At 60.0% G+C, this 25,228-nt stretch carries 28 protein-coding genes; 19 read left to right on the top strand and 9 right to left on the bottom strand.

Annotated elements, in window-relative coordinates:
- Positions 1–46 precede the first annotated feature (46 nt).
- The 3 genes from QZT71_RS08795 to QZT71_RS08805 form a co-directional block, all read right to left on the bottom strand.
- Entirely contained in the window at positions 47–1,258 is a 1,212-nt protein-coding gene (locus tag QZT71_RS08795) for an NADH:flavin oxidoreductase (RefSeq protein ID WP_295915234.1), read from the bottom strand.
- A 10-nt stretch (positions 1,259–1,268) separates the two neighbouring features.
- The gene (locus QZT71_RS08800) at positions 1,269–2,030 is read right to left on the bottom strand and encodes a DUF1295 domain-containing protein (RefSeq protein WP_295915237.1); all 762 of its coding nucleotides are present in this window, start codon (positions 2,028–2,030) and stop codon (positions 1,269–1,271) included.
- Positions 2,031–2,739: 709 nt separating this feature from the next.
- Positions 2,740–4,155, bottom strand: a complete 1,416-nt coding sequence (locus QZT71_RS08805) for a glutamate decarboxylase (RefSeq protein ID WP_295915239.1) — start codon at positions 4,153–4,155, stop codon at positions 2,740–2,742.
- A 572-nt stretch (positions 4,156–4,727) separates the two neighbouring features.
- Between QZT71_RS08805 and QZT71_RS08810 the strand changes: the two genes are divergently transcribed.
- From QZT71_RS08810 to QZT71_RS08835, 6 genes are read left to right on the top strand one after another with little or no spacing between them, the layout of a single operon-like run.
- Entirely contained in the window at positions 4,728–5,687 is a 960-nt protein-coding gene (locus QZT71_RS08810) for an SPFH domain-containing protein (RefSeq protein ID WP_295915242.1), read from the top strand.
- An 8-nt stretch (positions 5,688–5,695) separates the two neighbouring features.
- A complete protein-coding gene (locus QZT71_RS08815; RefSeq protein WP_295915319.1) occupies positions 5,696–5,950 on the top strand; it encodes a hypothetical protein in 255 nt (84 codons plus the stop codon).
- 5 nt (positions 5,951–5,955) lie between these two features.
- A complete protein-coding gene (locus tag QZT71_RS08820) occupies positions 5,956–6,438 on the top strand; it encodes a hypothetical protein (RefSeq protein WP_295915245.1) in 483 nt (160 codons plus the stop codon).
- 10 nt (positions 6,439–6,448) lie between these two features.
- On the top strand, positions 6,449–6,973 hold the full coding sequence (locus tag QZT71_RS08825; protein ID WP_295915248.1) for a hypothetical protein: 525 nt from the start codon (positions 6,449–6,451) through the stop codon (positions 6,971–6,973).
- Complete coding sequence (locus QZT71_RS08830; RefSeq protein ID WP_295915251.1) at positions 6,970–7,347, top strand: hypothetical protein; 378 nt, start codon at positions 6,970–6,972, stop codon at positions 7,345–7,347. Before QZT71_RS08825 ends, QZT71_RS08830 begins: the two co-directional genes overlap by 4 nt.
- Positions 7,348–7,350: 3 nt before the next feature.
- Positions 7,351–8,049, top strand: coding sequence for a Sir2 family NAD-dependent protein deacetylase (locus QZT71_RS08835; RefSeq protein WP_295915254.1), 699 nt, complete (start codon positions 7,351–7,353; stop codon positions 8,047–8,049).
- Positions 8,050–8,145: 96 nt separating this feature from the next.
- Here QZT71_RS08835 and meaB read toward each other — a convergent pair whose 3' ends face one another.
- On the bottom strand, positions 8,146–9,261 hold the full coding sequence (meaB, locus tag QZT71_RS08840) for a methylmalonyl Co-A mutase-associated GTPase MeaB (protein WP_295915257.1): 1,116 nt from the start codon (positions 9,259–9,261) through the stop codon (positions 8,146–8,148).
- A 4-nt stretch (positions 9,262–9,265) separates the two neighbouring features.
- Positions 9,266–9,736, bottom strand: coding sequence for a hypothetical protein (locus QZT71_RS08845; RefSeq protein ID WP_295915260.1), 471 nt, complete (start codon positions 9,734–9,736; stop codon positions 9,266–9,268).
- A gap of 70 nt (positions 9,737–9,806) precedes the next feature.
- Here QZT71_RS08845 and QZT71_RS08850 point away from each other — a divergent pair, with 70 nt between their 5' ends.
- From QZT71_RS08850 to QZT71_RS08910, 13 genes are all read left to right on the top strand, one after another.
- Entirely contained in the window at positions 9,807–11,207 is a 1,401-nt protein-coding gene (locus QZT71_RS08850; protein WP_295915265.1) for a glycosyltransferase, read from the top strand.
- A 152-nt stretch (positions 11,208–11,359) separates the two neighbouring features.
- Positions 11,360–11,770, top strand: coding sequence for a methylmalonyl-CoA epimerase (gene mce, locus QZT71_RS08855; protein ID WP_022332204.1), 411 nt, complete (start codon positions 11,360–11,362; stop codon positions 11,768–11,770).
- A 160-nt stretch (positions 11,771–11,930) separates the two neighbouring features.
- Positions 11,931–13,496 carry an acyl-CoA carboxylase subunit beta gene (locus tag QZT71_RS08860; protein ID WP_295915296.1) on the top strand — a complete coding sequence of 522 codons (1,566 nt, stop codon included), beginning with the start codon at positions 11,931–11,933 and terminating at the stop codon, positions 13,494–13,496.
- Between the two features lie 33 nt (positions 13,497–13,529).
- A complete protein-coding gene (locus tag QZT71_RS08865) occupies positions 13,530–13,856 on the top strand; it encodes a hypothetical protein (protein ID WP_295915297.1) in 327 nt (108 codons plus the stop codon).
- Positions 13,857–13,868: 12 nt separating this feature from the next.
- Entirely contained in the window at positions 13,869–14,330 is a 462-nt protein-coding gene (locus QZT71_RS08870; RefSeq protein WP_295915298.1) for a biotin/lipoyl-containing protein, read from the top strand.
- A gap of 4 nt (positions 14,331–14,334) precedes the next feature.
- Complete coding sequence (locus tag QZT71_RS08875) at positions 14,335–15,546, top strand: sodium ion-translocating decarboxylase subunit beta (protein ID WP_295915299.1); 1,212 nt, start codon at positions 14,335–14,337, stop codon at positions 15,544–15,546.
- Between the two features lie 377 nt (positions 15,547–15,923).
- Complete coding sequence (locus tag QZT71_RS08880; protein ID WP_295915301.1) at positions 15,924–16,808, top strand: energy transducer TonB; 885 nt, start codon at positions 15,924–15,926, stop codon at positions 16,806–16,808.
- A 234-nt stretch (positions 16,809–17,042) separates the two neighbouring features.
- The gene (rplM, locus tag QZT71_RS08885) at positions 17,043–17,498 is read left to right on the top strand and encodes a 50S ribosomal protein L13 (RefSeq protein WP_295915303.1); all 456 of its coding nucleotides are present in this window, start codon (positions 17,043–17,045) and stop codon (positions 17,496–17,498) included.
- Between the two features lie 6 nt (positions 17,499–17,504).
- Complete coding sequence (gene rpsI, locus QZT71_RS08890) at positions 17,505–17,891, top strand: 30S ribosomal protein S9 (RefSeq protein WP_022332212.1); 387 nt, start codon at positions 17,505–17,507, stop codon at positions 17,889–17,891.
- A 184-nt stretch (positions 17,892–18,075) separates the two neighbouring features.
- A complete protein-coding gene (gene rpsB, locus QZT71_RS08895) occupies positions 18,076–19,005 on the top strand; it encodes a 30S ribosomal protein S2 (RefSeq protein WP_295915306.1) in 930 nt (309 codons plus the stop codon).
- A 51-nt stretch (positions 19,006–19,056) separates the two neighbouring features.
- Positions 19,057–19,887, top strand: a complete 831-nt coding sequence (gene tsf / locus QZT71_RS08900) for a translation elongation factor Ts (protein WP_295915308.1) — start codon at positions 19,057–19,059, stop codon at positions 19,885–19,887.
- Between the two features lie 119 nt (positions 19,888–20,006).
- Positions 20,007–20,483: a sigma-70 family RNA polymerase sigma factor gene (locus QZT71_RS08905; RefSeq protein ID WP_295915310.1), complete on the top strand. Its 477-nt coding sequence runs from the start codon at positions 20,007–20,009 to the stop codon at positions 20,481–20,483.
- An 11-nt stretch (positions 20,484–20,494) separates the two neighbouring features.
- Positions 20,495–21,064 (top strand): hypothetical protein, encoded by a 570-nt coding sequence (locus QZT71_RS08910; protein WP_295915311.1) that lies wholly within the window; start codon positions 20,495–20,497, stop codon positions 21,062–21,064.
- A 117-nt stretch (positions 21,065–21,181) separates the two neighbouring features.
- On the opposite strand, the gene QZT71_RS08915 is transcribed toward QZT71_RS08910, so the two are convergent.
- The 4 genes from QZT71_RS08915 to QZT71_RS08930 all read right to left on the bottom strand — a co-directional run.
- Positions 21,182–21,973: a hypothetical protein gene (locus tag QZT71_RS08915; RefSeq protein ID WP_295915313.1), complete on the bottom strand. Its 792-nt coding sequence runs from the start codon at positions 21,971–21,973 to the stop codon at positions 21,182–21,184.
- Positions 21,973–23,067 (bottom strand): hypothetical protein, encoded by a 1,095-nt coding sequence (locus QZT71_RS08920; protein ID WP_295915315.1) that lies wholly within the window; start codon positions 23,065–23,067, stop codon positions 21,973–21,975. Before QZT71_RS08920 ends, QZT71_RS08915 begins: the two co-directional genes overlap by 1 nt.
- Positions 23,068–23,070: 3 nt before the next feature.
- On the bottom strand, positions 23,071–24,879 hold the full coding sequence (locus QZT71_RS08925; protein WP_295915316.1) for an ABC transporter ATP-binding protein: 1,809 nt from the start codon (positions 24,877–24,879) through the stop codon (positions 23,071–23,073).
- 1 nt (position 24,880) lies between these two features.
- Positions 24,881–25,228 (bottom strand): Dna2/Cas4 domain-containing protein (locus QZT71_RS08930; RefSeq protein WP_295915317.1); only part of this gene is annotated, 348 nt, incomplete at its 5' end.

Consider the following 25,228-nt stretch of genomic DNA (forward strand, 5'->3'; position numbering starts at 1 on the left):
CTTTCAGGGTGTCGTCCTGTGTCATAAGCCTGTCCATGCGTTCCGTTTACGGCAGTTTTGCCAGTTCTTCCTCTATTTTGCGCGGCAGTCCGTCGCAGTGCTTGCAGCACTTCATGTCCACCGAGTACATGCGCGCGATGCAGTAGTTGCGGTGGTCGCAGCCGCTGCGTGTCGCGGCATCGCCTGCGTGGAGCTTGTTGACGAACGCCGGGTCGTTGACCAGCGCCCGGGCCATCTGTACCAGTTCGAATCCCGCGTCCAGCGCCTTGTCGATGCCCTCGCGGCTCACCAGTCCGCCCACGTAGACCAGCGGACATTTCAGCTCGGCGCGGAACTTTTTGGCGTCCTCGAGGAAGTAGCACTCCTCGAACGGGAACTGTTTTATCATCAGCGGCCCGCACCAGCGGATAAAATAGCGCAGCCACAGGGGCGAATAGTAGCTCATGGTGTAAATCGGTATCAGCCCCCGCATCACGGCCATCGGGGCTTTCGACACGAACCCGCCCGAGAGGACGATGCCGTCCACGCCGAAACGCTCGATTTCCCGGGCGATTTCGAGGCTTTCCGGAATTTCGATGCCTCCCTTGAACCCGTCGTACATGTTGTGTTTGACCAACACGGCCGTGCCCGTTTTCGCCGCGCCCTCCATCACTTCGGTGAGGCACATCCGCATGAAGCGCATCCGGTTTTCGAGCGGGCCGCCGTATTCGTCGCGGCGGCGGTTCGTGTAGGGCGAGAGGAACTGCGAGATGAGGTAGCCGTGCCCGGCATGCACCTCCACCGAGTCGAACCCGGCGTCGTGCGCGGTGTGGACGGCGCGGCCGAAGTCCTTCGCGACCTGCGCGATTTCATCCTTGCGCATGCCCCGCACGGGGGTGTAGGCGTACAGGTTGAAGCCTGTCGACGCGCCGATGGGTATCTGTCCCGCGGTCGTGAAGTGGGTCATATTGCCGCAGTGCCCGATTTGGATGCCTGCCGCGGCGCCCTCGCGGTGCACCGCGTCGGTGATGTCGCGCAGCCCCGGCACGATTTCGGGCCGCAGCCACAGTTGTTTGTCGAAAGACAGTCCGCTGCGGCACACCGCCGCATAGGCGAGCGTGGTCATGCCCACGCCGCCGCGCGCCACCGACACGTGGTACGCTTTGAGCTGCTCCGTAGGGCCGAAATGGCGCCCCATCGACTCGAACGCCGCCGAGCGTATCGTGCGGTTGCGCAGCGTTACGGGGCCTAATTTGTAAGGAGTGAAAAGTGAGGACATTTTCCTGTTGTCAATAGATGAACGGTATTATTTTCTTTCGTTTAAGCGTTGTGAATTCCTCCCCGAACTCTTGGGCGTAACGCTTGTAGAGCGATGCGGCGCGGGGGGCGAGGTTGGCGAACGTCCACCAGGCGAACACCGCTCCGGCCCACGACCACGAGGCCACGGCGAATCCCGTCCATTCGAGCAGTTCGCCGAAGTAGTTGGCCGACGATACGTAGCGGAACATTCCGCCGCGCGGAATGTAGTGGCGCGTGTCGCCCGGTTTGCGCAGGTTGCGGATGATGTGGTCGGAGTGGAGGTTGACGGCCATTCCCGCGAGGAACATCACCCCGCCGATATAGATATAGGGTTGTGCGAACCACGCTGCATAGTAGCCTTCGGGTGCCACGTAGAAAATCCATCCTCCCTGCATCAGGGCGTTGAGCGTGTTGAAGCACATGCCCATCAGGACGATGCCCAGCGGCATTTTCGATTTTCCGCGCAGCAGCAGCGGGAAGATGAACGCCCGCTGCAGGTAGTGCGCCTCAAAGAGGAGGAACAGCGCCAGCGGCCCGGCCTCCCACATCCTGTCCGATGCGGCCCACAGCCAGCACATCAGGATGAACACGGGCGACTCCATCAGCACCCAGCCGAGTTTGTTGGGCACCGGAGGCCCGTATTTGGGGTTGAAGAGGTAGCCGTATCCGGCTTCGAAGAAGTGCAGTGCCGCATATACCACGGCGGCCAGCACGGCCATGACGATCAGGAAGATGTTGAATGTTTCTGCCATTTGTCTGCGGGTTGGGTAAAACGGCATAAAGGTAAGAAAATTTTTCAGCCCCGGCAAGTCCGCAATGGGTTCGAAACTGTCCGCTCCGGGGAGCGGCAGACGGCTTCCTTTCGGGGGCGGCCTGTGCACACCCGGAAATCGGGTGGAATGCGGAGGTATGCTCTTTCCCTGCGGTCGGGGTGCTTGGCTCCGGGCACAAAAAGACGGCTCCCCCGAAAGGAAGCCGTCTGCCAGTTACCCGCGCCGCCCGGAAAGTGCGCGTGTCGCGGTTGTGCCTGTCCGAAACCGGGAATCCCGGCTCTCGGATGCGCCGTCTGTTGTCCGTGACCCTCCGAAAGGGCCCTGATCCGGAGCTCGTGGGCCGGAACCCGGACGATGGCGCTGCGGCTGCCCGGGACGTATGCACCGGGCCGTGAAGCCTCTTTGCCGCGAGAAAGTGCCGCCTCGGGGCGCGTGGGTTTGTGGCTGCGGGCGCAGGAACGCCCTTTTCCGGCTTTTTTAGCAGGGTGCCGGAACCCCTGTGTGAACCCCTGCCGGGGCAGGGGCGCCGGGACGGTGACCTGTGGCGCTTCGGCGTTACATCGTGCCAACGGTCGTAAATGGGTGTTTCCGTGTCCGGCCGGTAGCGGTGCCGCCGGGCGGGCTGCTCCGGCCGTGCCCGTGGAGCGCACAGCCGGGGCCCTGTAACCGCCGGGCGTCCCGCAGACCGTTAGTGCGTGAATACCTTGCCTTTCTGGCGCTCCTTGTTCTCGTACTTGATGCGCGAAGTGGTGGGGTATTCGAGCTGCTCGAATTCGGCGATGGCGTTGCGGATGTCGCCCATCAGCATGTCGGCCATGTCGCGCGACATGCCCTGGCGTACCACGATACGCATCACGACCACGTCCTCGATGTTTTTGGGCATCGTGTATGCCGGTACCATCCAGCCGCTCTGCTGCAACTTAGCCTGCAGGTCGAACAGCGTCCACTTGGCCTTCTTGTCGTACTCGGGATCCATCATCCAGATGAACAGCGGGTTGACTACCTCCTTCGAGTAGTTCTTGAAGCACTTCATCGTGCCGATCTGCTTGTGGCAGTACGTGGCGATGTCCATCGAGTTCTGCTGAATCTCCTTGTAGCCTTCGAATCCCAGGCGGATGAAGTTGTAGTACTGGCCCAGAATCTGCGCTGCGGGGCGCGAGAAGTTGAGGCCCACCTGCGTGATGTTCGCGCCGAGGTAGTTTACCGAGAACGACATCTCTTCGGGCAGGTATTTCTTGTCTTTCCATACGACCCATCCCAGGCCCGGGTATACCAGGCCGTATTTGTGGCCCGAGGTGGAAATCGACAGCACCCACTTGAGGCGGAAGTCCCACTTCTTCTCGGGTTTGAGGAACGGCAGGATGAAACCGCCCGACGCCGCGTCGACGTGAATCGGAATCTCATAGCCGGTCTTGGCGTTGTATTCGTCGAGCGCCTTGTCCAGCCCCTCGATGTCGTCGTCGAGGCCTGTCCACGTCACACCGGCAATCGGTACGATGCAGATTGTGTTTTCGTCGCACATGTCCAGGGCCTGCTTGGGGTCGAGCGTGATGTGGTCGAGCGTCAGGGGCACCGTACGCATCTCGATCTGCCACAGCTGGCAGAATTTCTCCCATACGACCTGGAATCCGGCGCTCATCACCAGATTCGGTTTGTCGAACGGTTTGCCTGCGGCCTTGCGGCGGTGGCGCCAGCGGAGCCATGCGGCCACACCGCCCAGCATGCAGGCCTCCGACGAGCCGATGCCCAGCGCTCCGGTTTTCCACTCGGCCTTTTCGGGTGTGTTCCACAGGTTGGCGACGATATTCAGACAGCGGCCACACATTACCGCGACACGCGGATACTCCGTTTCGTCGATGTAGTTGATGTTGATCGCTTCGTTCATCAGACGCGTTGCGTAGTCGTCCATGTAGGTCGTGACGAAAGTTGCCAGGTTAAGGCGCGGCTGCGTCTGCGGGTAGGTTTCGTCCTTGACCAACTGGTAGGCGATTTCAGGCGATGTCTTGCCTTTCGGGATGAATTCCGTGGGTGCGGGATTGCGCATCTCCTCCGAACCGAAAATGTCGGTCAGCGTGTCTTCGTTGGTGTGTCTTTGCTGATTCATGGTGTAAAATTATTATTTGGTTTACGCCATCAAACCTTGCATGAACTGTGCCACGACGGAGGTTGCGCCGTGTAAGAAACCCGCCTGCATCGCTGCTGTGGGGGCAATCCCTCACAGGCTCTGCACGATTCGGGATTCGGCTTTCCCGTATTGCGCGGCCGCGGCTTTCCGTCGTTTAGTTATCCTCTGTTTTATCCTGCCCTTCTGCGCCTGTCATCCTGTTTTATCTGCTTTATGCCGGCAGTGTCGATTTGGACTCCCGTCTCCGCCAGGCTGTCCCGGCAGTATCGCTTTATTTGTTTTGCGCTTGCTGTCCTGTCTTGCGGCGGCGGTATTCCAGCCGTACTCCTGCGTCCGCCAGGCTGCCCCGGCGGCATCGTTTTGTCTGCTGTTGCTTCCGGCCGTATCGCGCCTGCTGCCCGGTATCCGCTCCGTCCTGCATTTGCCGTTGTGTGCCGCCCGGAACCGGATTCTGGAAACGGGTGAAAAAAATGAGTGGAAAAATTTGTTTTTCTCATTGTGTTTTTGCTATATTTGTAATATCAAAATAATATCACTAAAACGAATTGGATATGGAGAACGGAAATTATGTTTACAACGGCTGGAAATGCAACGGTTTCCTGGCTTTGGCGCTGATTCTCGGCGGGCTGGCGCTTGGGATTTACGCAATTGTGGCGGGTGCGCAGCGTATCGACGCCGGACTCGCATGCGGTACGGGGTTGGTCGTATCCGGCTCGGTCTGGTGTCTTTGCATGCTGATTTGCCTGGGCGGCTTCATGCTGCTCGAACCCAACGAGGCCCGCGTGATGGTCTTTTTCGGTAAATATAAAGGTACGTTTTATGAAACGGGCTACTGGTGGGTGAATCCTTTCATGTCGGCCAAGCAGATTTCGATTCGCGCCCGCAACCTGAACGTCGACCCCATCAAGGTCAACGACAAGACCGGCAACCCGATTCTGATCGGACTGGTGCTGGTCTGGAAAATCAAGCGCGACGACATCTACAAGGCGGTTTTCGAAATCGACGCCCCGACCACGGCCGGGCAGACCGGCGTGTCGGCTTCGGCGCGCATGAACATCCTCGAGAATTTCGTGGGAGTGCAGAGCGACGCCGCACTGCGGCAGGTTGCCGGATGCTATGCCTATGACAATGCAGGCGTTAAGGACGATGAGCTGACGCTTCGCTCGAACAGCGAGCAGATTAACGACCAGCTCGAGCATACGCTCAACGAACGCCTCGCAATGGCGGGCATCGAAGTCGTCGAGGCGCGCATCAACTACCTGGCCTATGCGCCCGAAATCGCGGCCGTGATGCTTCGCCGCCAACAGGCCGACGCGATTATCGCGGCCCGCGAAAAGATCGTCGAAGGGGCCGTGTCGATGGTGCACATGGCGTTGGAGCGCCTCGGCAACGAGCATATCGTCGAACTGGACGAGGAGCGCAAGGCCGCAATGGTTTCGAACCTGCTCGTGGTGCTTTGCGCCGACGAAGCCGCGCAGCCCGTGGTGAATGCGGGAACCCTGCATCATTGATTTAACCGCTGATGGCTAAAGAGAATAACAACAAGAGTTTTGTACTGCGTATCGACGCTGCGACGATGGAGGCGCTGGAGCAGTGGGCCGGGGACGAGTTCCGCTCGATCAACGGCCAGCTCCAGTGGATTATCGCCGACGCCCTGCGCCGCAGCGGACGCGTGAAAAAGTCCCGTTCGGCGGCGGGTGCGGCTGCTCCTGCCGGTGGGAAAGAGGCGGCTGCACCGGTTCGTACCCAGTCCGCCGACTCTGAAAAAGAATGATGCCGATGTTGAGTATATGGAATAACCTTTTTGCGCGCCGGCCCGATACCGGCCGGTGGAACCGCTTCCTGCACAGCCGCCAATGGCTCGGCCTGCCCGCCGCAGCCGTCACGGCATTCGTCGTGCTGTTTCCGTTGTGTCGTTTTGCCGAGGGTATCCCGACGCCCGGGGCGCTCCGGAGAGGAGCGGTGTACGCCCTGCTGGTGGCTTTTAGCTGGGCGCTCGGCGTGTGGGCCTCGACCGGCGATGACCCGGAAGAGGAGCCCGAAACGCAGGGACGGGAAGCGCCCGACACGGGCAAGTCCCGCCCGGCATGGCTGGGCTGGGCACTCCTGCTGGCACTCTTCGCTTTGATCTGTGCATCCCAGATTGCGGATATGGTGCGCGGCGAATCCTCCCTGGCACACGGTTTCGGGGGCATCCTGCTCAAGGCGATGGCGGTCGTGGCCGTCTTTATTCCCGTTTGGTCGGAGCAAAAACGAAAATAAACCGGTATGTATGAATAGGAATAAGGCAAGCGACAGGTCGAATCGGGTACATGCGAAAGGAACCCGGAGCGTCCGCAACCCGAAAGGGATGCGGATACGGGCTGCTTTGCGGGCGGCAGCCGGGTTGCTGCTCTTTATACTGCTGCTTCGCTCCGACTGGCTGCCCCTGTGGGTGTACGGGCCGCTGCTGGGTGCAAGCACGCTGCTTATGCTTTGCGACCTGTACTCGGATTACCGGCGCAGGCGTCCCCGACGCCGATGGCGCGATGCGGGGTTGATGCTGTTGTGCCTGTCGCTCGTGTCGGGCGTCTTTGTGCCGGCGGTCATCTTTACGGAGGCTCCGGACGATAAGGCCACGGCTTTTGCGCTGCTCGGGCTGGGTGCCGTGCTGCTTGCCGCTTGTGTTTACTGCCTGTGGCGCTGGCGGCGCCTGCGCTCCGAAGCCGAGCTACAGCTCTGGCAATTGCGCACGCATCGCCGCAAACACGCGGCATCCCGCCGGGTGGAGGCGAATATCGAAATAATGCGGCCATGAACCGGAAATGGATATATGCGCTCGCGGCGATGGCTGCGGTCACGCTGGTGATGTTCCCGGTCAACCTGCTCCTGATTGGCAAATCGCCGTTGTATGCTTTGGTGCGCTCGCTGTTTTTCGGGCTTCCGGCACTGCTGACGGCCTGGACGCCGAAAGAGCGCCGGCCGGCCGGGGAGGGCGGCAAACCCATAAAGCAGTTGTCGCGTGCCGCGAAAATCGTTTGGGGAGTAATCGCCGCCGTGGTGCTGGCGGCCATGTTCGTTCATACGGCCTGCACCGAGGGCATCGGTGCGGGAGTTACGGATGCACTGGGGTTTTTATTGATTATATTGGTTGCTGCCGTGGGATATAGGTGCGGTTATCTAAAGATATGACTTATGAAAAAGATTGTGGTTTTTACCGGCGCGGGAGTGAGCGCCGACAGCGGGCTCGCAACGTTCCGCGACTCCGACGGATTGTGGGCCGATTACCGTATCGAAGATGTCTGCACGCCCGAGGCGCTGGCGCGCAATCGTGCTACCGTCGTTGAGTTTTATAACCTGCGCCGCCGTGAAATGCTCGCTGCGCAGCCCAATGCGGGGCATGCGGCCATTGCGGACTTGGAGCGGGATTTCGATGTCGAGGTGTTGACGCAGAACGTCGACAACCTGCACGAACGCGCCGGGTCGTCGAAGGTGACCCACCTGCACGGCGAGCTGACCCGCCTCCGTTCGTCGCGCAATCCCGACCTGATTGTCCCGCTCGAAGGGTGGGAGCAGAAGCCCGACGCCACGGCACCCGACGGGGCGCTCCTGCGGCCGCATATCGTCTTTTTCGGCGAGGCGGTGCCGATGTTCGAACGTGCCGCCGAAATTGCGCAGACCGCCGACGTTATGGTCGTGGTGGGCACTTCGCTGGCGGTTTATCCCGCCGCATCGCTGGTGCGGTACGTGCGCCCCGACATTCCGATTTATGTCGTCGACCCCGGCAGGCCCGATACGGGCGGCATCCGCAATCCGCTGACCGTCATTCGCAAGCGTGCCGCCGAGGGCATGCCCGAACTGGCCGGATTGCTGCGGGAGCGGTATAAAGAGTGATTTGCAGCGGAAAGGGCGAAGTGTCCGTATCGCAATGTGATAAGAAAGGGAGCCGGTCACCGGCTCCCTTTTATTGTATCCCGTTTTCGCAAACAGCTATTTCAAATCCTTGAAGTAAATATCCAGCAGCTCCTTGGCGGCGATGAACGACGAGATTTTGTCGTCCAGCACGCGCTGTTCGTATCCGGCGATGTGCGCCTCGACCGCCGGGTCGTGGTAGAACGAGTTGCGCAGCACTTCGTTAATCGACTCGTACATCCAGTACTTGTTTTGGCGGTTGCGGTTGTGCCGGAAGAAATCGTTGGCCTGGATATGGTCGAGGAACTCCTCTACGCCTTTCCACACCTCTTCCAACCCGGTTCCGGCCACCGCCGAGCAGGTGAAAACCTTGGGCCGCCATCCCGATTCCGGCACCGGGAACAGGCGCAGCGCCCCCTGGAACTGGGTGCGGGCCAGTTCGGCCTTGTGGATGTTCTCTCCGTCGGCCTTGGTGATGACCATGATGTCGGCCATCTCCATAATGCCGCGCTTGATGCCCTGCAATTCGTCGCCCGCGCCCGAGATTTGCAGCAGCATGAACATGTCGACCATCGAATGCACGGCCGTTTCGGACTGTCCTACGCCTACCGTTTCGATGAAGATTACGTCGAATCCGGCAGCTTCGCACAGCACGATTGTTTCGCGTGTCTTGCGCGCTACGCCGCCGAGCGACCCTGCCGAGGGGGAGGGGCGGATAAAGACGTCGGGGTTGGCGGAAATACTCTCCATGCGGGTCTTGTCGCCGAGAATTGAGCCGCCGCTGCGCTCCGACGAAGGGTCGATGGCCAGCACGGCCAGCTTGTGCCGCAGCGAGGTGACCATGTTTCCGATGGCCTCGATGAAAGTCGACTTCCCGGCCCCCGGCACGCCCGTGATGCCGATGCGCACCGATTTCCCGGCGTGGGGCAGGCAGCGTTCGATGATCTCCTGCGCCTGCGCGTAATGGGCCGGATTGTTCGACTCGATCAGCGTGATGGCCTGCGAGAGGGTGGTGATGTTGCCGGCGAGAATGCCCGCGACATACTCTTCGGTCGTGAGCTTTTTCTTTTTGCGGCGGGTGAAATAGGGACTTACGATGGGTTGGTCGGCGACGCCCTCCGTGACGTTGAGCGCCGTATCGTGGTGCGTATCTGCGTACTCTTTTTCGTAATGGTTTATCTTGGTGAAAGACATAGTTTTATTTGCTTGATTTTTCGATGATTGCGGGTGTCAGCTGCAACGAATTTCCCATCCACAGCGCCCGGTTTTTGGCGTCGACCAGCACCCCGAACGGGACGTACTGCACGCCGAATGCGGTGAAAATCCTGTTCCCGGCGTCCATCGCCACGGAGATGTGCGGCGAGAGGAACGGGGTCAGGAGCGGCGCTATTTTGTCCTCTTTTTCCTGTGTGACGACGACGACGTGGAGTTTGGTTCCAAATTTGTCGGTCAACGCCCGAAGCTGTTTGAGCGAGGTGATGCAGGCCGGGTTCGACGAAAGGAAAAACTCGACGTAGGTCAGCGGCGGGGTAGCCGCGGGCTTCTGCCCCCGGAGCCATGCCGAAACTTTCATCTCGGGCACGCGTTCGCCGAGGGCGATATTTTGTGCCGTGGCCGCCGCAAAGGGAACCGCCAGCGCAAGGAGTGAAATAAGCAGGACTTTCTTCATAAGAGCAGCCTTATTTTTAGCGAAGATAACAATAATTTGCCATATAGACGAAATTTTTTGACGCAGAGTTATGAAAATCGGATTCGACGACATCCCGGCCACATCCGCCGGAACCTATTCCCAACACCTTGCCAGGCTTTTGGCCGAGTATGCCCCCGAGCACGAGTATATCGTTGACGGGAAACGCTATAAGGAGTTCGACCTCTACCACGGATTCCGCCCCGGGCTGCCCCTGCCGGTGCTGCTGCGGCGCATTCCGTGCGTGGTGACGGTGCACAACCTCAATTTTTTGCGCTACCCGCACCTCTATTCGCTGCCCGAGCGGTTGGTGCTGCTGCGCCTTTACCGCCAGGCGCTGCGCTCCGCGAGCCGGCTGATTACGGTTAACCGCGATGCCCGCGAGGAGCTTTCCGAGCGGCTGCATATCGACCCCCGCCGTATCGAGGTGGTCATGCCCCTGGCCGCCCGCGTGCCGCAGGAGCCGCCTGCCGATGCCGATCTGGAGGCCGTGCGCCGCAAATACATGCTGCCCAGGGAGTTTGTCCTCATGCTCGGGACCGTCGAGCCGCGCCACAACCACGAAACTCTCTTCGAGGCGTTTTTCTCGCTCGGGGAGCGGGCCCGCGAAACCGTCCGGACGACGGCCGCGGGACGCCGTGGCGGAAGTGCGTCCGTGCCGGAGGATGCGGACTGGGGTAAGGATGCTTCGGGACCGGGGCCGCAAACCGTGTCCCGGGAAGGTGCGCTGGCAGGCTTCGGGACGGAAGACGCATTCCGGTATGAAAGTGCCTCCGGCGCGGCGGACTGGAATGAAAATCCGGCGGCAGCGAATGCCGCTCCGGGCAGTCGTGCCGCGACTGCAATCGGGAACGGGGAGCGGGACGGGGATATGCCGGCCGGCCGGGATGGCGTTCCGCGCAGAGGCGCATGCGGAGCCGGGAGCCTGAACAGTGCGGCCCCGGCAGGCGGCAATGCGGTGACGCACGGCCATACGCAGGCTCCGGCGGCCGGGCTGTCCGGGCTGGACAGGGTGGGAATCGTGGTGTGCGGGCGCCGCACGACCTACTCGGACTTCCTGCTGGGGTATGCCCGCAGCAGGCACCTCGGGGCGCGTGTCGATTTTATCTATGAACTCACGCCCGACGATTTGCCGGCGCTGTTCCGTCTTGCCCGGGCTTTCGTCTACCTGCCCGATGCCGGAATCGAGGCGTCGATTGTGCCCGTCGTCGAAGCGCTGCGCGCCGGGCTTCCGATGATTTTGAGCGATACGCAGTGCAACCGCGAAGCCGCCGGCGATGCCGCCGTCTATGTGCGTCCCGAGGCGGAGGGGGAGGTCGCCGCGGCATTGGAAAACGTGCTTCTGGACAAGAATTTCCGTCGTGAAATGCAGTCCCGCGAGCGCCGCCGGGCCGAGCTTTTTTCGGAATATGCCGTCGCCCGGAGGCTGATCGACATTTACAGTTCGCTTTGAAGCGCGGGGGGTTCCGAAATGGAGCATAAATCCCGAAAAAAATACCATAAAACACTTGGGTATTTCGAATTTAAAACTCTATCTTTGTGTTCGCAAAATAACAACGCTGAAAAACGACACGAAATATTTACTAACTTAAATTTATTTTTGCTATGAAAGTTTCTCATATCGAGCATCTTGGCGTCGCAGTGAAGAGCCTCGATGAAGCAATCCCCTACTGGGAAAACGTATTGGGCCTGAAGTGCTATGCCATCGAAGAGGTCGCAGACCAGAAAGTCCGCACCGCGTTCTTCATGCTCGGCCAGACCAAGATCGAGCTTTTGGAGCCCACGTCGGAGGAGTCGACGATTGCCAAGTACATCGAAAACCGCGGTGTGGGGATTCACCATATGGCGCTTGCCTGCGAGAATATCGAGGAGCAGCTCGCCGATGCCGAGGCAAAGGGTATCCGCCTTATCGACAAAACCCCGCGCAAGGGCGCCGAAGGCATGACCATCGCTTTCCTGCACCCGAAATCGACCCAGGGCATCCTGACCGAACTCTGCGAGAACAAGAACAAATAGCGTAACAGGAATTCGGGAAATCTCGTTTTCGCCGGAGGCGGAACGCAAGTCCCTTCAGGGGAAGGGATTCAGGGGCGGGCCCGTAAATGCAGCCGCAGGCCGCAGGCGATACCTGCCCGGGAGGTTTCCGATTCGGAAAAATTACAAAACCTACATACTTATGAGTGAAATTCAGAACAAGATCAACCAGCTTATCGAGAACCGCGAAACCGCGCGCCTCGGAGGTGGTCAGAAGCGTATCGACGCCCAGCATGCCAAGGGCAAGTACACGGCCCGCGAGCGCATCCAGATGCTGCTCGACGAAGGCTCCTTCGAGGAGTTCGACATGTTCGTGACGCACCGCTGCTATGATTTCGGCATGGACAAGAGCCATACTTTCGGCGACGGCGTAGTGACCGGTTACGGTACGATTGACGGCCGGCTGGTCTATGTTTTCGCACAGGACTTTACCGTGACGGCCGGTTCGCTTTCGCTGTCGATGTCCGACAAGATATGCAAGGTGATGGACATGGCGCTCCGCAACGGCGCACCCTGCATCGGCGTCAACGACTCGGGCGGCGCCCGAATCCAGGAGGGCGTGAACGCACTGGCCGGTTATGCCAACATCTTCCAGCGCAACGTGATGTCGTCGGGCGTCATTCCGCAGATTTCGGCCATCTTCGGCCCCTGCGCCGGCGGTGCCGTATATTCGCCCGCACTGACCGACTTCATCATCATGAAGAAGGAGACTTCGAACATGTTCCTCACGGGCCCGAAAGTCGTGAAGACCGTAACGGGCGAGGACGTGACGCAGGAGCAGTTGGGCGGCGCCGTGATGCACACCACCAAGTCGGGTGTGGCACAGTTCGCCGTCGACACCGAGGAGGAGGGTATCTCGCTGATTCGCAAACTCCTCTCCTACATGCCGCAGAACAATATGGAGGATGCTCCGCTGGCGGTCTGCACCGATAAAATCACCCGTCTGGAGGATTCGCTCAACGAGATTATCCCCGACAGCGCCAACAAACCCTACGACATGGCCGAGGTCATCAAGGCCATCGTCGACAACGGCGAGTTCCTCGAGTCGGCTGCCGGATACGCCAAGAATATCATCACCTGCTTCGCCCGCTTCAACGGACAGTCGGTCGGCATCATCGCCAACCAGCCCAAGTTCATGGCCGGCGTGCTCGACATCAACGCCAGCCGCAAAGCGGCCCGTTTCGTGCGTTTCTGCGACGCGTTCAACATTCCGATCGTGACCCTCGTGGACGTTCCGGGCTTCCTGCCGGGTACGACCCAGGAGTACGGCGGTGTGATTACGCACGGCGCCAAGCTGCTGTTCGCATACTGCGAGGCCACGGTTCCCAAGATTACCGTTACGCTGCGCAAGGCATACGGCGGTGCCTATATCGTGATGTCGTCGAAGCATATCCGCGGCGATATCAACTATGCTTGGCCGACGGCAGAAATCGCCGTGATGGGCGCCAGCGGCGCCGTCGAAGTGCTCTACGGCAAGGAACTGAAGGAACTGGCCGAGAAGCCCGAGGAGAAGGCTGCGTTCATCGCCGAGAAAGAGAAGGAGTACAACGACAAATTCTCGAATCCCTACAACGCCGCCCGCTACGGTTATATCGACGATGTGATCGAGCCGCGCAACACGCGTTTCCGCATTATCCGCGCCCTGCAGTCGCTGGCTACCAAACGCCTGCAGAACCCGGCGAAGAAGCATTCGAATATTCCGTTGTAGTAGAATCGTATGACTATGAGAATATTATCGGTAATGGACTGGAGTTGGTCCGAAATGCTGTGGGTGGCCCTCATCAGCATCTGCCTGGTGTTCTTCGTACTGGTGCTGCTGGTGTTCATCATGAAGCTCTTCGGCTATGTGTTCACCCGTCGCCAGGCCGTTGTCGCGACAGACAAGCCTGTCGTGCAAGGCCAGATTCACGAAGAGGAGATCGCAGCCATCGCTACCGCCCTGAAGCTCTATCGCAGCGCCCTGCACGACCGCGAGTCGGAGGTGCTGACGATTTTGAGTATCAAGCGCGCCTATTCGCCCTGGAATTCGAAAATTCACGGTTTAACCCAGCTTCCTGACAGAAAATAGAACAGAATAACAATGAAAGATTACTCACTGAAAATCAACGGACAGAATTATAACGTTCAGATCGACGAGGTGAACGATGCCTCGACGGTTGCACACGTAATCGTCAACGGTACGGCTTACGAGGTCGAGATCGACGGCGCCAAGACCACTGCCGCATCGCGCCCCCAGGTGGCACCTGCCCCCAAAGAGGCCAACAGCGCGAAGATTACGCCCGCAACGGCGGCCCCGGCGCCCCGCATCGGCGCCGTCGCCCCCTCATCGGGGTATGTCGTAAAATGCCCGCTGCCCGGTACCGTGCTGTCGGTCAAGGTCAACGTAGGCGATCAGGTGGCAGTCGGCCAGACCCTTCTGGTCCTCGAAGCCATGAAAATGGAGAACAATATCGACGCCGACCGTGCCGGTATCGTAAAGCAGGTATTCGTACAGCAGAGCGCTACGGTTATGGAAGGTGATAACCTGATCGTTATCGAATAGCCTTATGTTTACACTGCTGACCTCAAACTCCAATTTCGTATGGGACAGCCTGCGCAACTTCGCGGGCTCTACCGGCATTGCCGGCTTCTTCTCCCAGATGGGATGGGGGAGCGTCGCGATGATTTGCGTGGCGTTTTTCCTCCTCTATCTGGCTATCAAGCACAAGTTCGAGCCGCTGCTGCTGTTCACCATCGCTTTCGGCATGCTGCTCACCAACCTGCCCGGCGCGAACCTGTACCACACCGAGCTCTTCGCCGACGGACATGTCCACTGGGACATCTTCGTGTCGAACGCAGGACTGCTCGATTACCTCTACCTGGGTGTGAAACTGGGTATCTATCCCTGTCTGATTTTCGTCGGCGTGGGTGCGATGACCGATTTCGGCCCGCTGATTGCCAACCCGAAGAGTTTTCTGCTCGGCGCTGCGGCGCAGATCGGTATCTTCGCGACGTTCCTCGGCGCTTATGCGCTGGGCTTTACGCCTGCGCAGGCCGGTTCGATCGGTATCATCGGAGGTGCCGACGGCCCGACGGCCATTTACCTCACCTCGATGCTTGCGCCCGAGCTGCTGGGTCCTATCGCCGTTGCCGCCTATTCCTATATGGCGCTCGTGCCGGTAATCCAGCCGCCCATCATGCGTGCGCTGACCAATAAGAAAGAGCGCGGAATCAAGATGCGTACGCTGCGTCCGGTGTCGAAACTGGAGCGTATCCTCTTCCCGCTGATTATCGCCGTGATCATTTCGCTGCTGCTGCCGAGCGCTGCACCGCTGATCGGCTGCCTCATGCTGGGCAACCTGATGAAGGAGTGCGGCGTGGTAGACCGTTTGAGCAAGACGGTGCAGAACGAGCTGATGAACATCGTGGTAATCTTCCTCGGCCTTACGGTCGGTGCTACGGCTACCGCCGAAGCATTCCTGAACTTCCGCACGCTGGGTATCCTCGTGCTGGGCGTCGTCGCTTTCGCGATGGGTACGGCCGGCGGATTGCTGCTGGCCAAGCTGATGAACCTTTTCTGCAAGGAGGAGAACAAAATCAACCCGCTGATCGGCTCGGCAGGCGTTTCGGCCGTTCCGATGGCTGCGCGCGTGTCGCAGACCGAGGGCCAGAAAGAGAACCCTTCGAACTACCTGCTGATGCACGCCATGGGCCCCAACGTGGCCGGTGTGGTCGGTTCGGCGGTCGCTGCGGGTATCCTGCTCTCGTTCCTCGGATAGCAATGAATAAGGGCGGTTCGATGCCGCCTGTGACAAGGGAGGGCTCCGGATTATTCCGGAGCCCTCCCTGTTTCGTCCGGCAATATTGTCCGGAGCTGTTGCCGACCGTGTCTCCGTTTGTTTCCGACCGTGTCTCCGTTTGTTTCTGACCGTGTCTCCGTTTGTTGCCGACCGTGTTTCTGGTTGTTGTCAGCCCCCCCCCGTTGTTGCCGGATATGCCGGGAGTGCCGCCTCGCTTCCGGTTGCGTTCGCGCATATGCCCGCGGAGAAGAGGCGGTTTGCACCTGCATATTTTGTGCTTTTCCCGGCGGTTTATTTGTATTCCCGGATGTATGTGCGTATATTTGTAATACTTGCCCACCCAAAACCCCTTGAAAATGACCAGATCTTTCCTTACCCTTGCAGCGCTGCTCTTGTCGGGAGCGGCTGCGGCGCATCCGGCCTTTCGGCAGGACTCCGTTGCCGTGATACAATCCGATACGACCGTTTCCGACCAAACGGTATACCTGCTCGTGGACGAGCCTCCCGTATTCGGGGGCGGCGACGTGCTGGCTTTCCGGGACTGGGTGCTCCGGCACCTCGAAATCGACGAGGCGTTATTCCGGGAGGGCGGCGATGTACGTATGGTCGTGTCGTTCGTCGTCGGAAAGGACGGCATGCCGGAGGAGGTCGAAGTGATTCGCTCGTCCGACGAACGGCTCTCGGGCGAGGTGCTGCGGGTCATTTCCACGGCGCCGCCGTGGACGCCGGGGCGCGTAAAAGGCGCCGTGGTGCGCACCAAGCAGGTTATGCCCGTCAATATCCGGCTGCAAATGCCGGCCGCCGCCGATTCGCTTGCGGCGGAGCCGCAGGAGGACATTCCCCTGGCGGGGGACGATGCCCTCCTCGTTGCGGAGCGGATGCCGGCATTCCAGGACGGCGGATTGAATAAATTCCGCAACTGGGTCGTGCAGAATGTAAAGTATCCGATGGAGGCCCTCGCAAAAGGAGTCGAAGAACCCATCGTGGTGGCGTTCGTGATTGAAAAAGACGGGACGCTGTCCCGGATCGAGGTGCTCCAGGGGGAAAATGCCGCTTTGATACGTGAGGTGGTCAGGGTGCTTTCCTCATCGCCCCGGTGGACGCCCGGGCAGCAGAAAGGACAACTTGTCCGGGTGCGGTTTACATTTCCGCTGATTTTCAGGCTGGACAAGAGCCGGCCTGCCAAAGTGCCGCGCCAGGACAGCCGTCCCGCTACGCGGCTTCCCTCCCGGAGGCGGTAGGGAGGGCTGCGGTTCGCAGCTGCTCCGGTGCGCGGTCTTCCGGCAGGAGGATCGCGCTCTTTTTCAGCGCGTACCTGTCTTCGGCGCGTTCCGGTTACTGTTTTGCGTATAAATAAGGTATTCTTGTTTTTAATTTGTATTAGTTTTTGCAGAACGAAAACTTTTTCGTACCTTTGCGCACCCGCAATGTGCGGGGAACGGATTACAAACAAGTTTAATTAAACGTAAAACACAGTGGATTCATTAAGCTACAAAACTATCTCGGCGAATGCTTCGACGGTGACCAAGGAATGGGTCGTAATCGATGCTACGAACGAGGTATTGGGACGGCTTGCATCGCAGATCGCGAAGATCCTCCGAGGCAAGAACAAGCCCAGCTACACGCCCCACGTGGACTGCGGTGACTACGTCATCGTCATCAACGCGGAAAAAGTGAAGCTCACGGGCAACAAGATGACCGAAAAGGTCTACACGCGTCACACCGGATATCCCGGCGGCCAGCGTTTCGCCACGCCTGCCGACTATCTGGCAAAGAAACCGACGTTCATCGTCGAAAAAGCAGTCAAGGGTATGCTGCCCCGCACCCGTCTGGGCGCCGCTCTGCTCAAAAACCTGAAGGTTTATGCCGGCGCGGAGCATCCGCACGCTGCGCAGAACCCCAAGACTATTAAGTTAAACGAGATTAAGTAAGAGTTTATGGAAGTTGTAAACACCGTAGGTCGTCGTAAGGCCGCTGTGGCTCGCGTATACGTGAAGCCGGGTAAGGGTCAGATTACAATCAACCGCAAGGCGCTTGAAGTTTACTTCCCGCTCGAAATTCTCCAGTACCAGGTGAAGCAGCCGCTGCTGGCTACCAACACCGTGGAGAATTACGACATCGTCATCAACCTCGATGGCGGTGGTATCACGGGACAGGCTTCGGCCGCTCGTCTGGGCATCGCACGCGCATTGTGCGAGATCGACGCAGAGATGCGTCCGGCACTGAAGAAAGCCGGATTCCTCACGCGTGATCCCCGCGAGGTTGAGCGTAAGAAGCCCGGTCAGCCCGGAGCACGCCGCAAGTTCCAGTTCAGCAAGCGTTAAGCGCGAACGACCGGATTTTCGGCAGGCACGGCGCGGGTTACAAATCGGAAAGACTACCTATATATTATATACGCTGTATTACTTTCGGATTGCCCCGCCGCGGAAAACCCACGGGATCGGCCAGGCCGCTACCCGCCGGGTTGAAGAAAAGAGAATTAAAATTAACAAACACGATTGAATTAAAATGTCACGTACAGATTTTAATACATTATTGGAAGCCGGTGCGCACTTCGGTCACCTGAAGCGCAAATGGAACCCTAAAATGGCTCCTTACATCTTCATGGAGAAGAACGGCATCCACATCATCGATTTGCACAAAACCGTGCTGAAAATCGATGAGGCTGCAGCAGCCATCAAGCAGATCGCCAAGAGCGGTCGCCGCGTGCTGTTCGTTGCCACGAAAAAACAAGCAAAGGATATTGTTGCCGAAAAGGTGGCAGCCGTTGGTATGCCTTACGTCACAGAGCGTTGGGCCGGCGGTATGCTGACAAACTTCCCCACCATACGTAAAGCCGTCAAGAAAATGGCTACCATCGACAAGATGAATAGCGACGGCACGTTCGATAATTTCTCCAAGCGCGAGAAACTCCAGATTTCCCGCCAGCGTGCGAAGCTCGAGAAGAACCTCGGCTCGATCGCCGACCTTACGCGCCTTCCGGCCGCCCTGTTCGTCGTAGACGTACAGAAGGAGTCCAACGCCGTGAAAGAGGCTAAACGCTTGAGCATCCCCGTATTTGCAATGGTAGATACTTGTTGTGATCCGACCGACATTGATTACGTTATACCTGCAAATGACGATGCTACCAAGTCGATTGCCGTCGTGCTCGAAGCCATGTGCTCCGCTATCGCCGAGGGTACCGAGGAGCGTAAGCTCGAGAAGGAGAAAGAAGCCCAGGAGGCTGAAGCGGGCGGCGACGCTGCTCCCCGCAAGGAGGGCAAGCCCCGCATCAAGAAGGCCGTGAAGGCTTCGATCGACGCGGAGGAGGCTGCCGTAGCCGAAGTGGTTGCCGCTGTCGAGGAGCCTGTCGTGGCCACTCCCTTCGAGGAGCCCGCTGCCGAGGTTGCCGAGCAGGCTGCAGTTGCCGAGGAGGTTGCCGAGGCAAAGGCCGAGTAACTCCGCCCTTCCGGGAAATCAATTAATAACAAAAAAGAAAGGAAAACTATTATGGAAATCAAAGCTGCTGATGTAATGAAGCTCCGCAAGATGACCGGTGCCGGTATGATGGACTGCAAAAACGCCCTGATCGAAGCCGAAGGTGACTATGCGCGTGCCCAGGACATTATCCGCGAAAAAGGCAAACTCGTAGTTGCCAAGCGCGCCGACCGCACCGCTACCGAAGGTGTCGTCGTGACGAAGATCGTAGGCCAGAAGGCTTACATCCTCTGCCTGGCCTGCGAAACCGACTTCGTGGCACAGAATGCAGAATATACCGCCTCGGCCAACGAGATGCTGGAGGTTGCCGTGAAGAACGACGCCGCCGACCGCGATGCGCTGATGGCAACGAAGAACGACGCCGGCCATACCGTCGAGGAGATGGTTACCGAGAAGTCGGGACAGACGGGCGAGAAGATCGAACTGGCATACTATGCCCGCATCGAGGCTCCCTACTGCGCTGCTTACGTACACTTCAACAAGAAGCTCGGTACGATTCTCGGCTTCAACAAGGAGGTTCCCGCAGAGGTTGCCCACACCGTTGCCATGCAGGCTACGGCTATGGCTCCCGTGTCGATCTCCGAGGCCGACTGCCCCGCAGAGGTCATCGAGCACGAGCGCAAGATTGCCGTCGAGGCCATGAAGCAGGATCCCAAGAACGCCAACAAACCCGAAGCTATTCTCGAGAAGATCGCCGAGGGCAAGATGCGCAAGTTCTTCGAGGAAAATACGCTCCTGAACCAGCCGGTGGTAGGCGAGAAAGAGTCGATTGCCGAGTTCATCCACAAGGCGGACAAGGACGCTACGGTTATCGCTTACAAGCGTTTCGCTCTGGGCGAATAATTGCAGGGGACATCGTTCCCATATACCGAAAGGCCGAAACTTTGGTTTCGGCCTTTTTTTATCGGTTGCCGTAATTATTCGCCCGGTCGTGCGACTAATGGGATAAAAGGCTGAAAATCATGGATACGGAACAGCGGTTTATCGAACTTATCGGGTGCTACAAGCGCATAATCTATAAGGTATGCTACGTTTATGCGCCCGACCGCGAGCAAATCGACGACTATTTCCAGGAGGTCGTGCTGGCCCTGTGGCGGGGATTCCCCGATTTTCGGGGTGAGTGCAAGACCTCGACGTGGGTGTACCGCATTGCGTTGTATACCTGTATTTCGTTTGTCCGCCGGCGGATGCGGCGCCCGCAAAGCGTGCGTCTTTCGGTCGATCTGGCATGTGACGACGATACGCAGGCCCGGGAGCAGCTCGACGAGCTTTACGCAGTAATCTCCCATCTCGGTCGGCTCGACCGGGCACTGATTCTGCTGTGGCTCGAAGAACGTCCCGTCGGGGAGATAGCCGCCATTACGGGCCTGACGCCCGGCAATGTAGCTGTGAAATTGACCCGTATCCGCGGGAAACTGCGTAAAATGTATAACCGATAAAATCAGGAATTATGGAACTCGAAGAGTTGAAACACAAATGGAAACTCCTTTCGGAGCGGCTCGACAGGGAGCAGGTGATTCGTCGGCAGGATATGGAACGTATGCTGGGAGGGCGGGTCGGCTCGTACCTGCATTACGTACAGTCCATGCTGTTGGCAGAGATTGCGGGGATTCCCGTATTTGTCGCAATCGGCAAATTCCGCGGGGTGCCCGATACGGTTATCGGGTGGGCGGCGGTGGGCTATGTCCTCTTTTTGTTCCCTTCGTTCTTCTCGCTGTATCTGCTGCTGCGGATGTCGCGCTGCGCTGCGGATATTGTGGAACGGGAGCGCCGCATGACCCGCTATGTGGCGTTCGTGCGGGGGTGTTACATTTTCCAGTATGTCGTCGTCATTCTGTTCCTGGCCGGAGTGCTGTTGTGGGCTGCGGGCTACTATACGGCGCACGGAATGTGGTGGACGGTTGCCGCCCTCCTGTCCCTGGCGGCTGTTACCTGCATCGTGGTGGCGCGGTACGAGTGGGAGCGTATCCGTGACGTGCAGCGGCGTATCCGCGAACTGCGGGAGTTCGACGAGGCGTAGTTTGCTGTGATGGGAACGGCCGCACTATAAAGTGCGGCCGTTTTTTACGGTGTGCGGTTTAGGTTGGGTACCCTTTCTGTGGGCAGCCGTTGTTCCTGCCTGCCGTTCGGTTTCCGCTTATTTGATGCCGATCCTCCACAGCACCCGGAGGATAAACCGCCGTACGCCCTGCGGCAGTGCGAGCCAGCAGCGCGATTGCCGCCGCCAGCGGCGGGAGGAGGTCCGGACGATGCGTCCTTGGGGGCGTATTACGGCTGTCATGACCGCGACGATGTCGTCTCCGGCGCACTGCTCCTCCATGCGGTAATTGCCGTCGCCGGCGAGGGTGAAGCGGTGGGTGTCCGATGCGGAAGTTGCCTTTGCGCCGCCTTTGGCCGGAAGCGCTGTATCCGGCGCAGGGCAGGGAGTTTCTCCGGCAGGCAAAACAGTCTTTGTGTCCGGCGCAGGGACGGGAACTTCCCCGACAGGCTGGACTGTCTTTGTGCCCGGTGCAGGGCATGAAACCTCCCGGGCAAGTTCGGTTTCTATGGAGTGTGCAGGCTTTCCGCCTCCGCAGCGTGCGCCTGTTTCGATGCGGACGATGCGGTGCAGGATATGACGCCCTTCGCAGCGGAATAGTACCACATCGCCCGGTTGCAGGGCGGCGATGCCGGCTTCGGCGACAGCCGGGGGCCGAACCCTGCGGGCCTGAATGCCGCTGTCGGTTTCCGGCGTGTTGCCGTCGTTTCCCGGAATGCCGCCGTGTTCGCCGGGGCTGGCGTATTGCGCTATGGGAGTCAGCACCGCAATGTCCCGGTCATTGCGCAGCAGGGGCCGCATGCTGTGCCCTTTCATGCGTATCTGCACGTCGTGGCCCTCGGCGAGCATCGTTTCGACCTGCTCGAAAAACAGACGGTTCGTGAGCAGCATCAGGGTCGGGTGTTTGAGGATTCCTCCCCGAATACCGTGCGGCAGGCCAATTCGGCTGCCGCCGCGTCGGGCAGGCATTCGAGGTGATAGACGGGAACCTGCGCAACCACCCCCGAAACCAGGCGGCAGACGGCGTCTTCCAGCCGTTCGTCGTGTGCGAACGAGGGCGGGCAGGAGGGTAGCAGGGCGCCTATGGCCTCGATCGGCCGCAGGCGGCGAATGCGGTTCTGCGGCGCCTGCGAGAGCCGCACGATGGCGCGGATCGGGTAGGACAGGTTGCGGTAGCACGGGGTTTTGCCGCTCCACGGAGCGCCGCAGGCCACGACTTGCGTACCCGCCTGTGCTTCCGCGTCCGTGTCGTCCGTGGCCGTATACGATGTCTGCCTGTTCGGAGCGTCATCGGCCGCGCCTTTGGCGGCGATTCGCACGATGGGGCTGTCGTCGTTGAGCAGTTCCGCACCGGGAATATGCTCCCGCCACAGCCGTGTGTGGGTGCTTTTTCCCGTGCCCGATTCCCCGAGGAAAAGGACGGCTTCGCCCCGCAGGCAGATGACCGAGGAGTGGATGGCCACGGCCTGCCGCTCTACGGCGGCAAGGTTGAACATCGTCCACAGGCCGAACCGGAACAGCGCCGGGGCATGGTGTACGCCGAAGTCGCTCGTGGCGACGGGCGAATCGTATGCTTTGCGGAAATGTGCCGGGGCGCTGCCGTCGCGTGGCGTCATGGTGAGCAGGTAACCCTCCGTGTCGCGGCCGAAACGGCAGTCCGCATCGGCGTCGGCGAAATCGAAAGCATCGAGTTCGCGGTATCCGGCGCCCTCGCCGACGGGTTGTCCCGCTGTCACTTTCAGGTCGACAGCCGGGGCATTCGCAGCGGGAAATGTCCGAGCCGCCGGAGGCATTGCCGCATCTGCCTCCGCTTTCGCTGTCGCGTTTGCGGCCGTTTTTGCATTCGAGCCTGCTGCGGTATCGGCCGCCTGCGCCGTATTTTGCGGGGCTTTCGTCGCCGCGAACGGGGCCAGCGCCATGCCGAAAGAGCCCGTGGCGAACTCCCGGGGAATGTCGATGCGCAGGCCTGCTATGATGTATTCCATATTTTATTCTCCCAATGTTATAATCCGGTCACAGTATTCGAGCGAGCTTTCGCGGTGGGCGATGACGAGGAGCGTCAGCCCGGCGTTCTGCGCCGCCAGTTCGGCGATCGATCGGTTGATATCCTCCTCCGTGCGGCTGTCGAGCGCCGAGGTGGCCTCGTCGAAGAAAAGTACGTCGGCCTGCCGGTAGAGCGCCCGAGCGATGCCGATGCGCTGGCGCTGTCCGCCCGAGAGGCGGCAGCCGCATTCGCCGACGCGGGTGTCGATGCCCTGCGCCAGTGCGTCGGTGAAATCCCCGAGCCGGGCCGCCCGGAGTGCCTGCGTTACGCGGGCACGGTCGATTTCCGCCTCCGGAACGCCCAGCGCCACGTTGGCCGCGAAACTGCCGTCGGCGATAAAAAGGCTCTGCGACACATATCCGATGCGATTTTGCCATGCCCGGCGGTTGCCGGGGGTGAGGGGTACCCCGTCCACGGTAATTTCCCCGGCAGTCGGTTCGTAGAGGCCCAGCAGCAGGTTGAACAGCGTGGTTTTTCCGGCACCCGACGCGCCCCGGATGCCGACGCGCTCGCCCTTGCGAATCGAGAGCGTGAGGCCGCTGAAAAGCTCGCGTCCGTCGTCCGCAAAGCGGAACGAGAGGCCGCGCACGGCGATTTCCCGCTCGAACGGCAATTGTTCCGGCCTCCCGGACTTTTTCCCCGCCGGCGCGGCGTCCTGCCCGTTGCCGGTGACATATGCCTCCGCTTTGCCCGCCGAGGGGACCGAAACACCCCCTGCGGTCGTTTTGCCGCCGGCCGGGGTTTCCGCGGTTGTTTGCGGCCCGGTTTGGGCATCGCGCAGGATGTCGATTGTGTAGCGGTTGTACTTGATGGAAGTCCAGCCCGACATGATGTTGCGTACGGAGGGCATCAGGCGCAGCGCCGCTACGGCGAATACGCCGAACAGCAGTTGTGCCCGCCCCTCTTCCGCGCCGAGGCTCAACGCCACGAGCAGGGCCATGCCCACGGCCAGTCCGATTTCGGTGAATGTTTGGGGCAGCAGCCCGATTGTCGTTTCGCGCTTGCGCGTGCAGATGACCTGATCCATCGCCCGGTCGAACGAGCGGAGCATCATCGGGAACGCGTCGTTTATTTCGATGTCGGCGTAGCCCCGGAACGTTTCGGCCACCAGCCGCGCCTTTTCGCGCTGGGCCTTGTTTTCCAGCTCCCCGTAACGGTTGATGCGGTTGCGCACGAGTCCGTAGTAGAGCCAAATCGAGGGCAGGAATACCGCCACGGCAAGCAGCGCCGCGACGGGTGCGTACCATGTCAGCGCCCCGAACAGCAGCGCGAGCAGCATCGCCTCGGCCGCAATGGCGGCGGCGGGTTTCAGCACGCCCGCCGTGAAGGCGAGGCAGACGACGTTGACGTTGCGGGCCAGTACCGCCGAGTTCGACGATTTGACGAACGGCAGTCCCCGGTCGTGGTAGGTAATCAGAAGCCGCCGCGAAAGGGTGCGGTACAGGTCGTAGATATAGTTGCGCTCGACGCGTGCGAGCCATAGGTTCACGAGGCATTTGAGGACGATTACGGCCACCACGGCGCCGCAGACGGCGAGTGCGAAACTGCGCGGCGAGGAGAATCCCAGCGCGGCATATGCACGGGCCATCGGGCCGTCGCCCGCGAGGCTCCGGGTGTCCAGTACCAGCGCCAGCACGGGCAGCAGCATGGCCAGCCCGAGGAAGTTCAGCCCTGCACGCAGCAGGAGCGAGCAGGCGACGCGGAATCCCCTGCGGCGGAATGTGCGCGGTATGATTGCGATGAGTGCGTGCATGTTATTCCTCCACTTTTTCGATTGTCCCCAGTTTCACGTACCAGAGGTAGCCTTCGCATTCGGCGTACCCCATCTGCCGCAGCAGGCCGAGGTATTCGCGTACCTGGCGGCGGTAGCGTTCGGGTTCGCGGCTGCCGAACTTGTAGTCGACGACCACGGCCCGCGTGCCGCGTATCATCACCCGGTCGGGACGCCGCGCGGAGCCTGCGCCGGGCACGATGATTTCGTTTTCGTTGCGTATGCGCTGCCATCCGCCGCCGAACCATTCGCGGGCCACGGGGTTGTCGAGGGCGCGGGCGATCATGCCGTGCAGCGCTTCGGCCTCGGCGGGCGACAGCGTGCCGTCGGC

It is taken from the genome of uncultured Alistipes sp., from assembly GCF_902388705.1.
GTDB lineage: Bacteria > Bacteroidota > Bacteroidia > Bacteroidales > Rikenellaceae > Alistipes.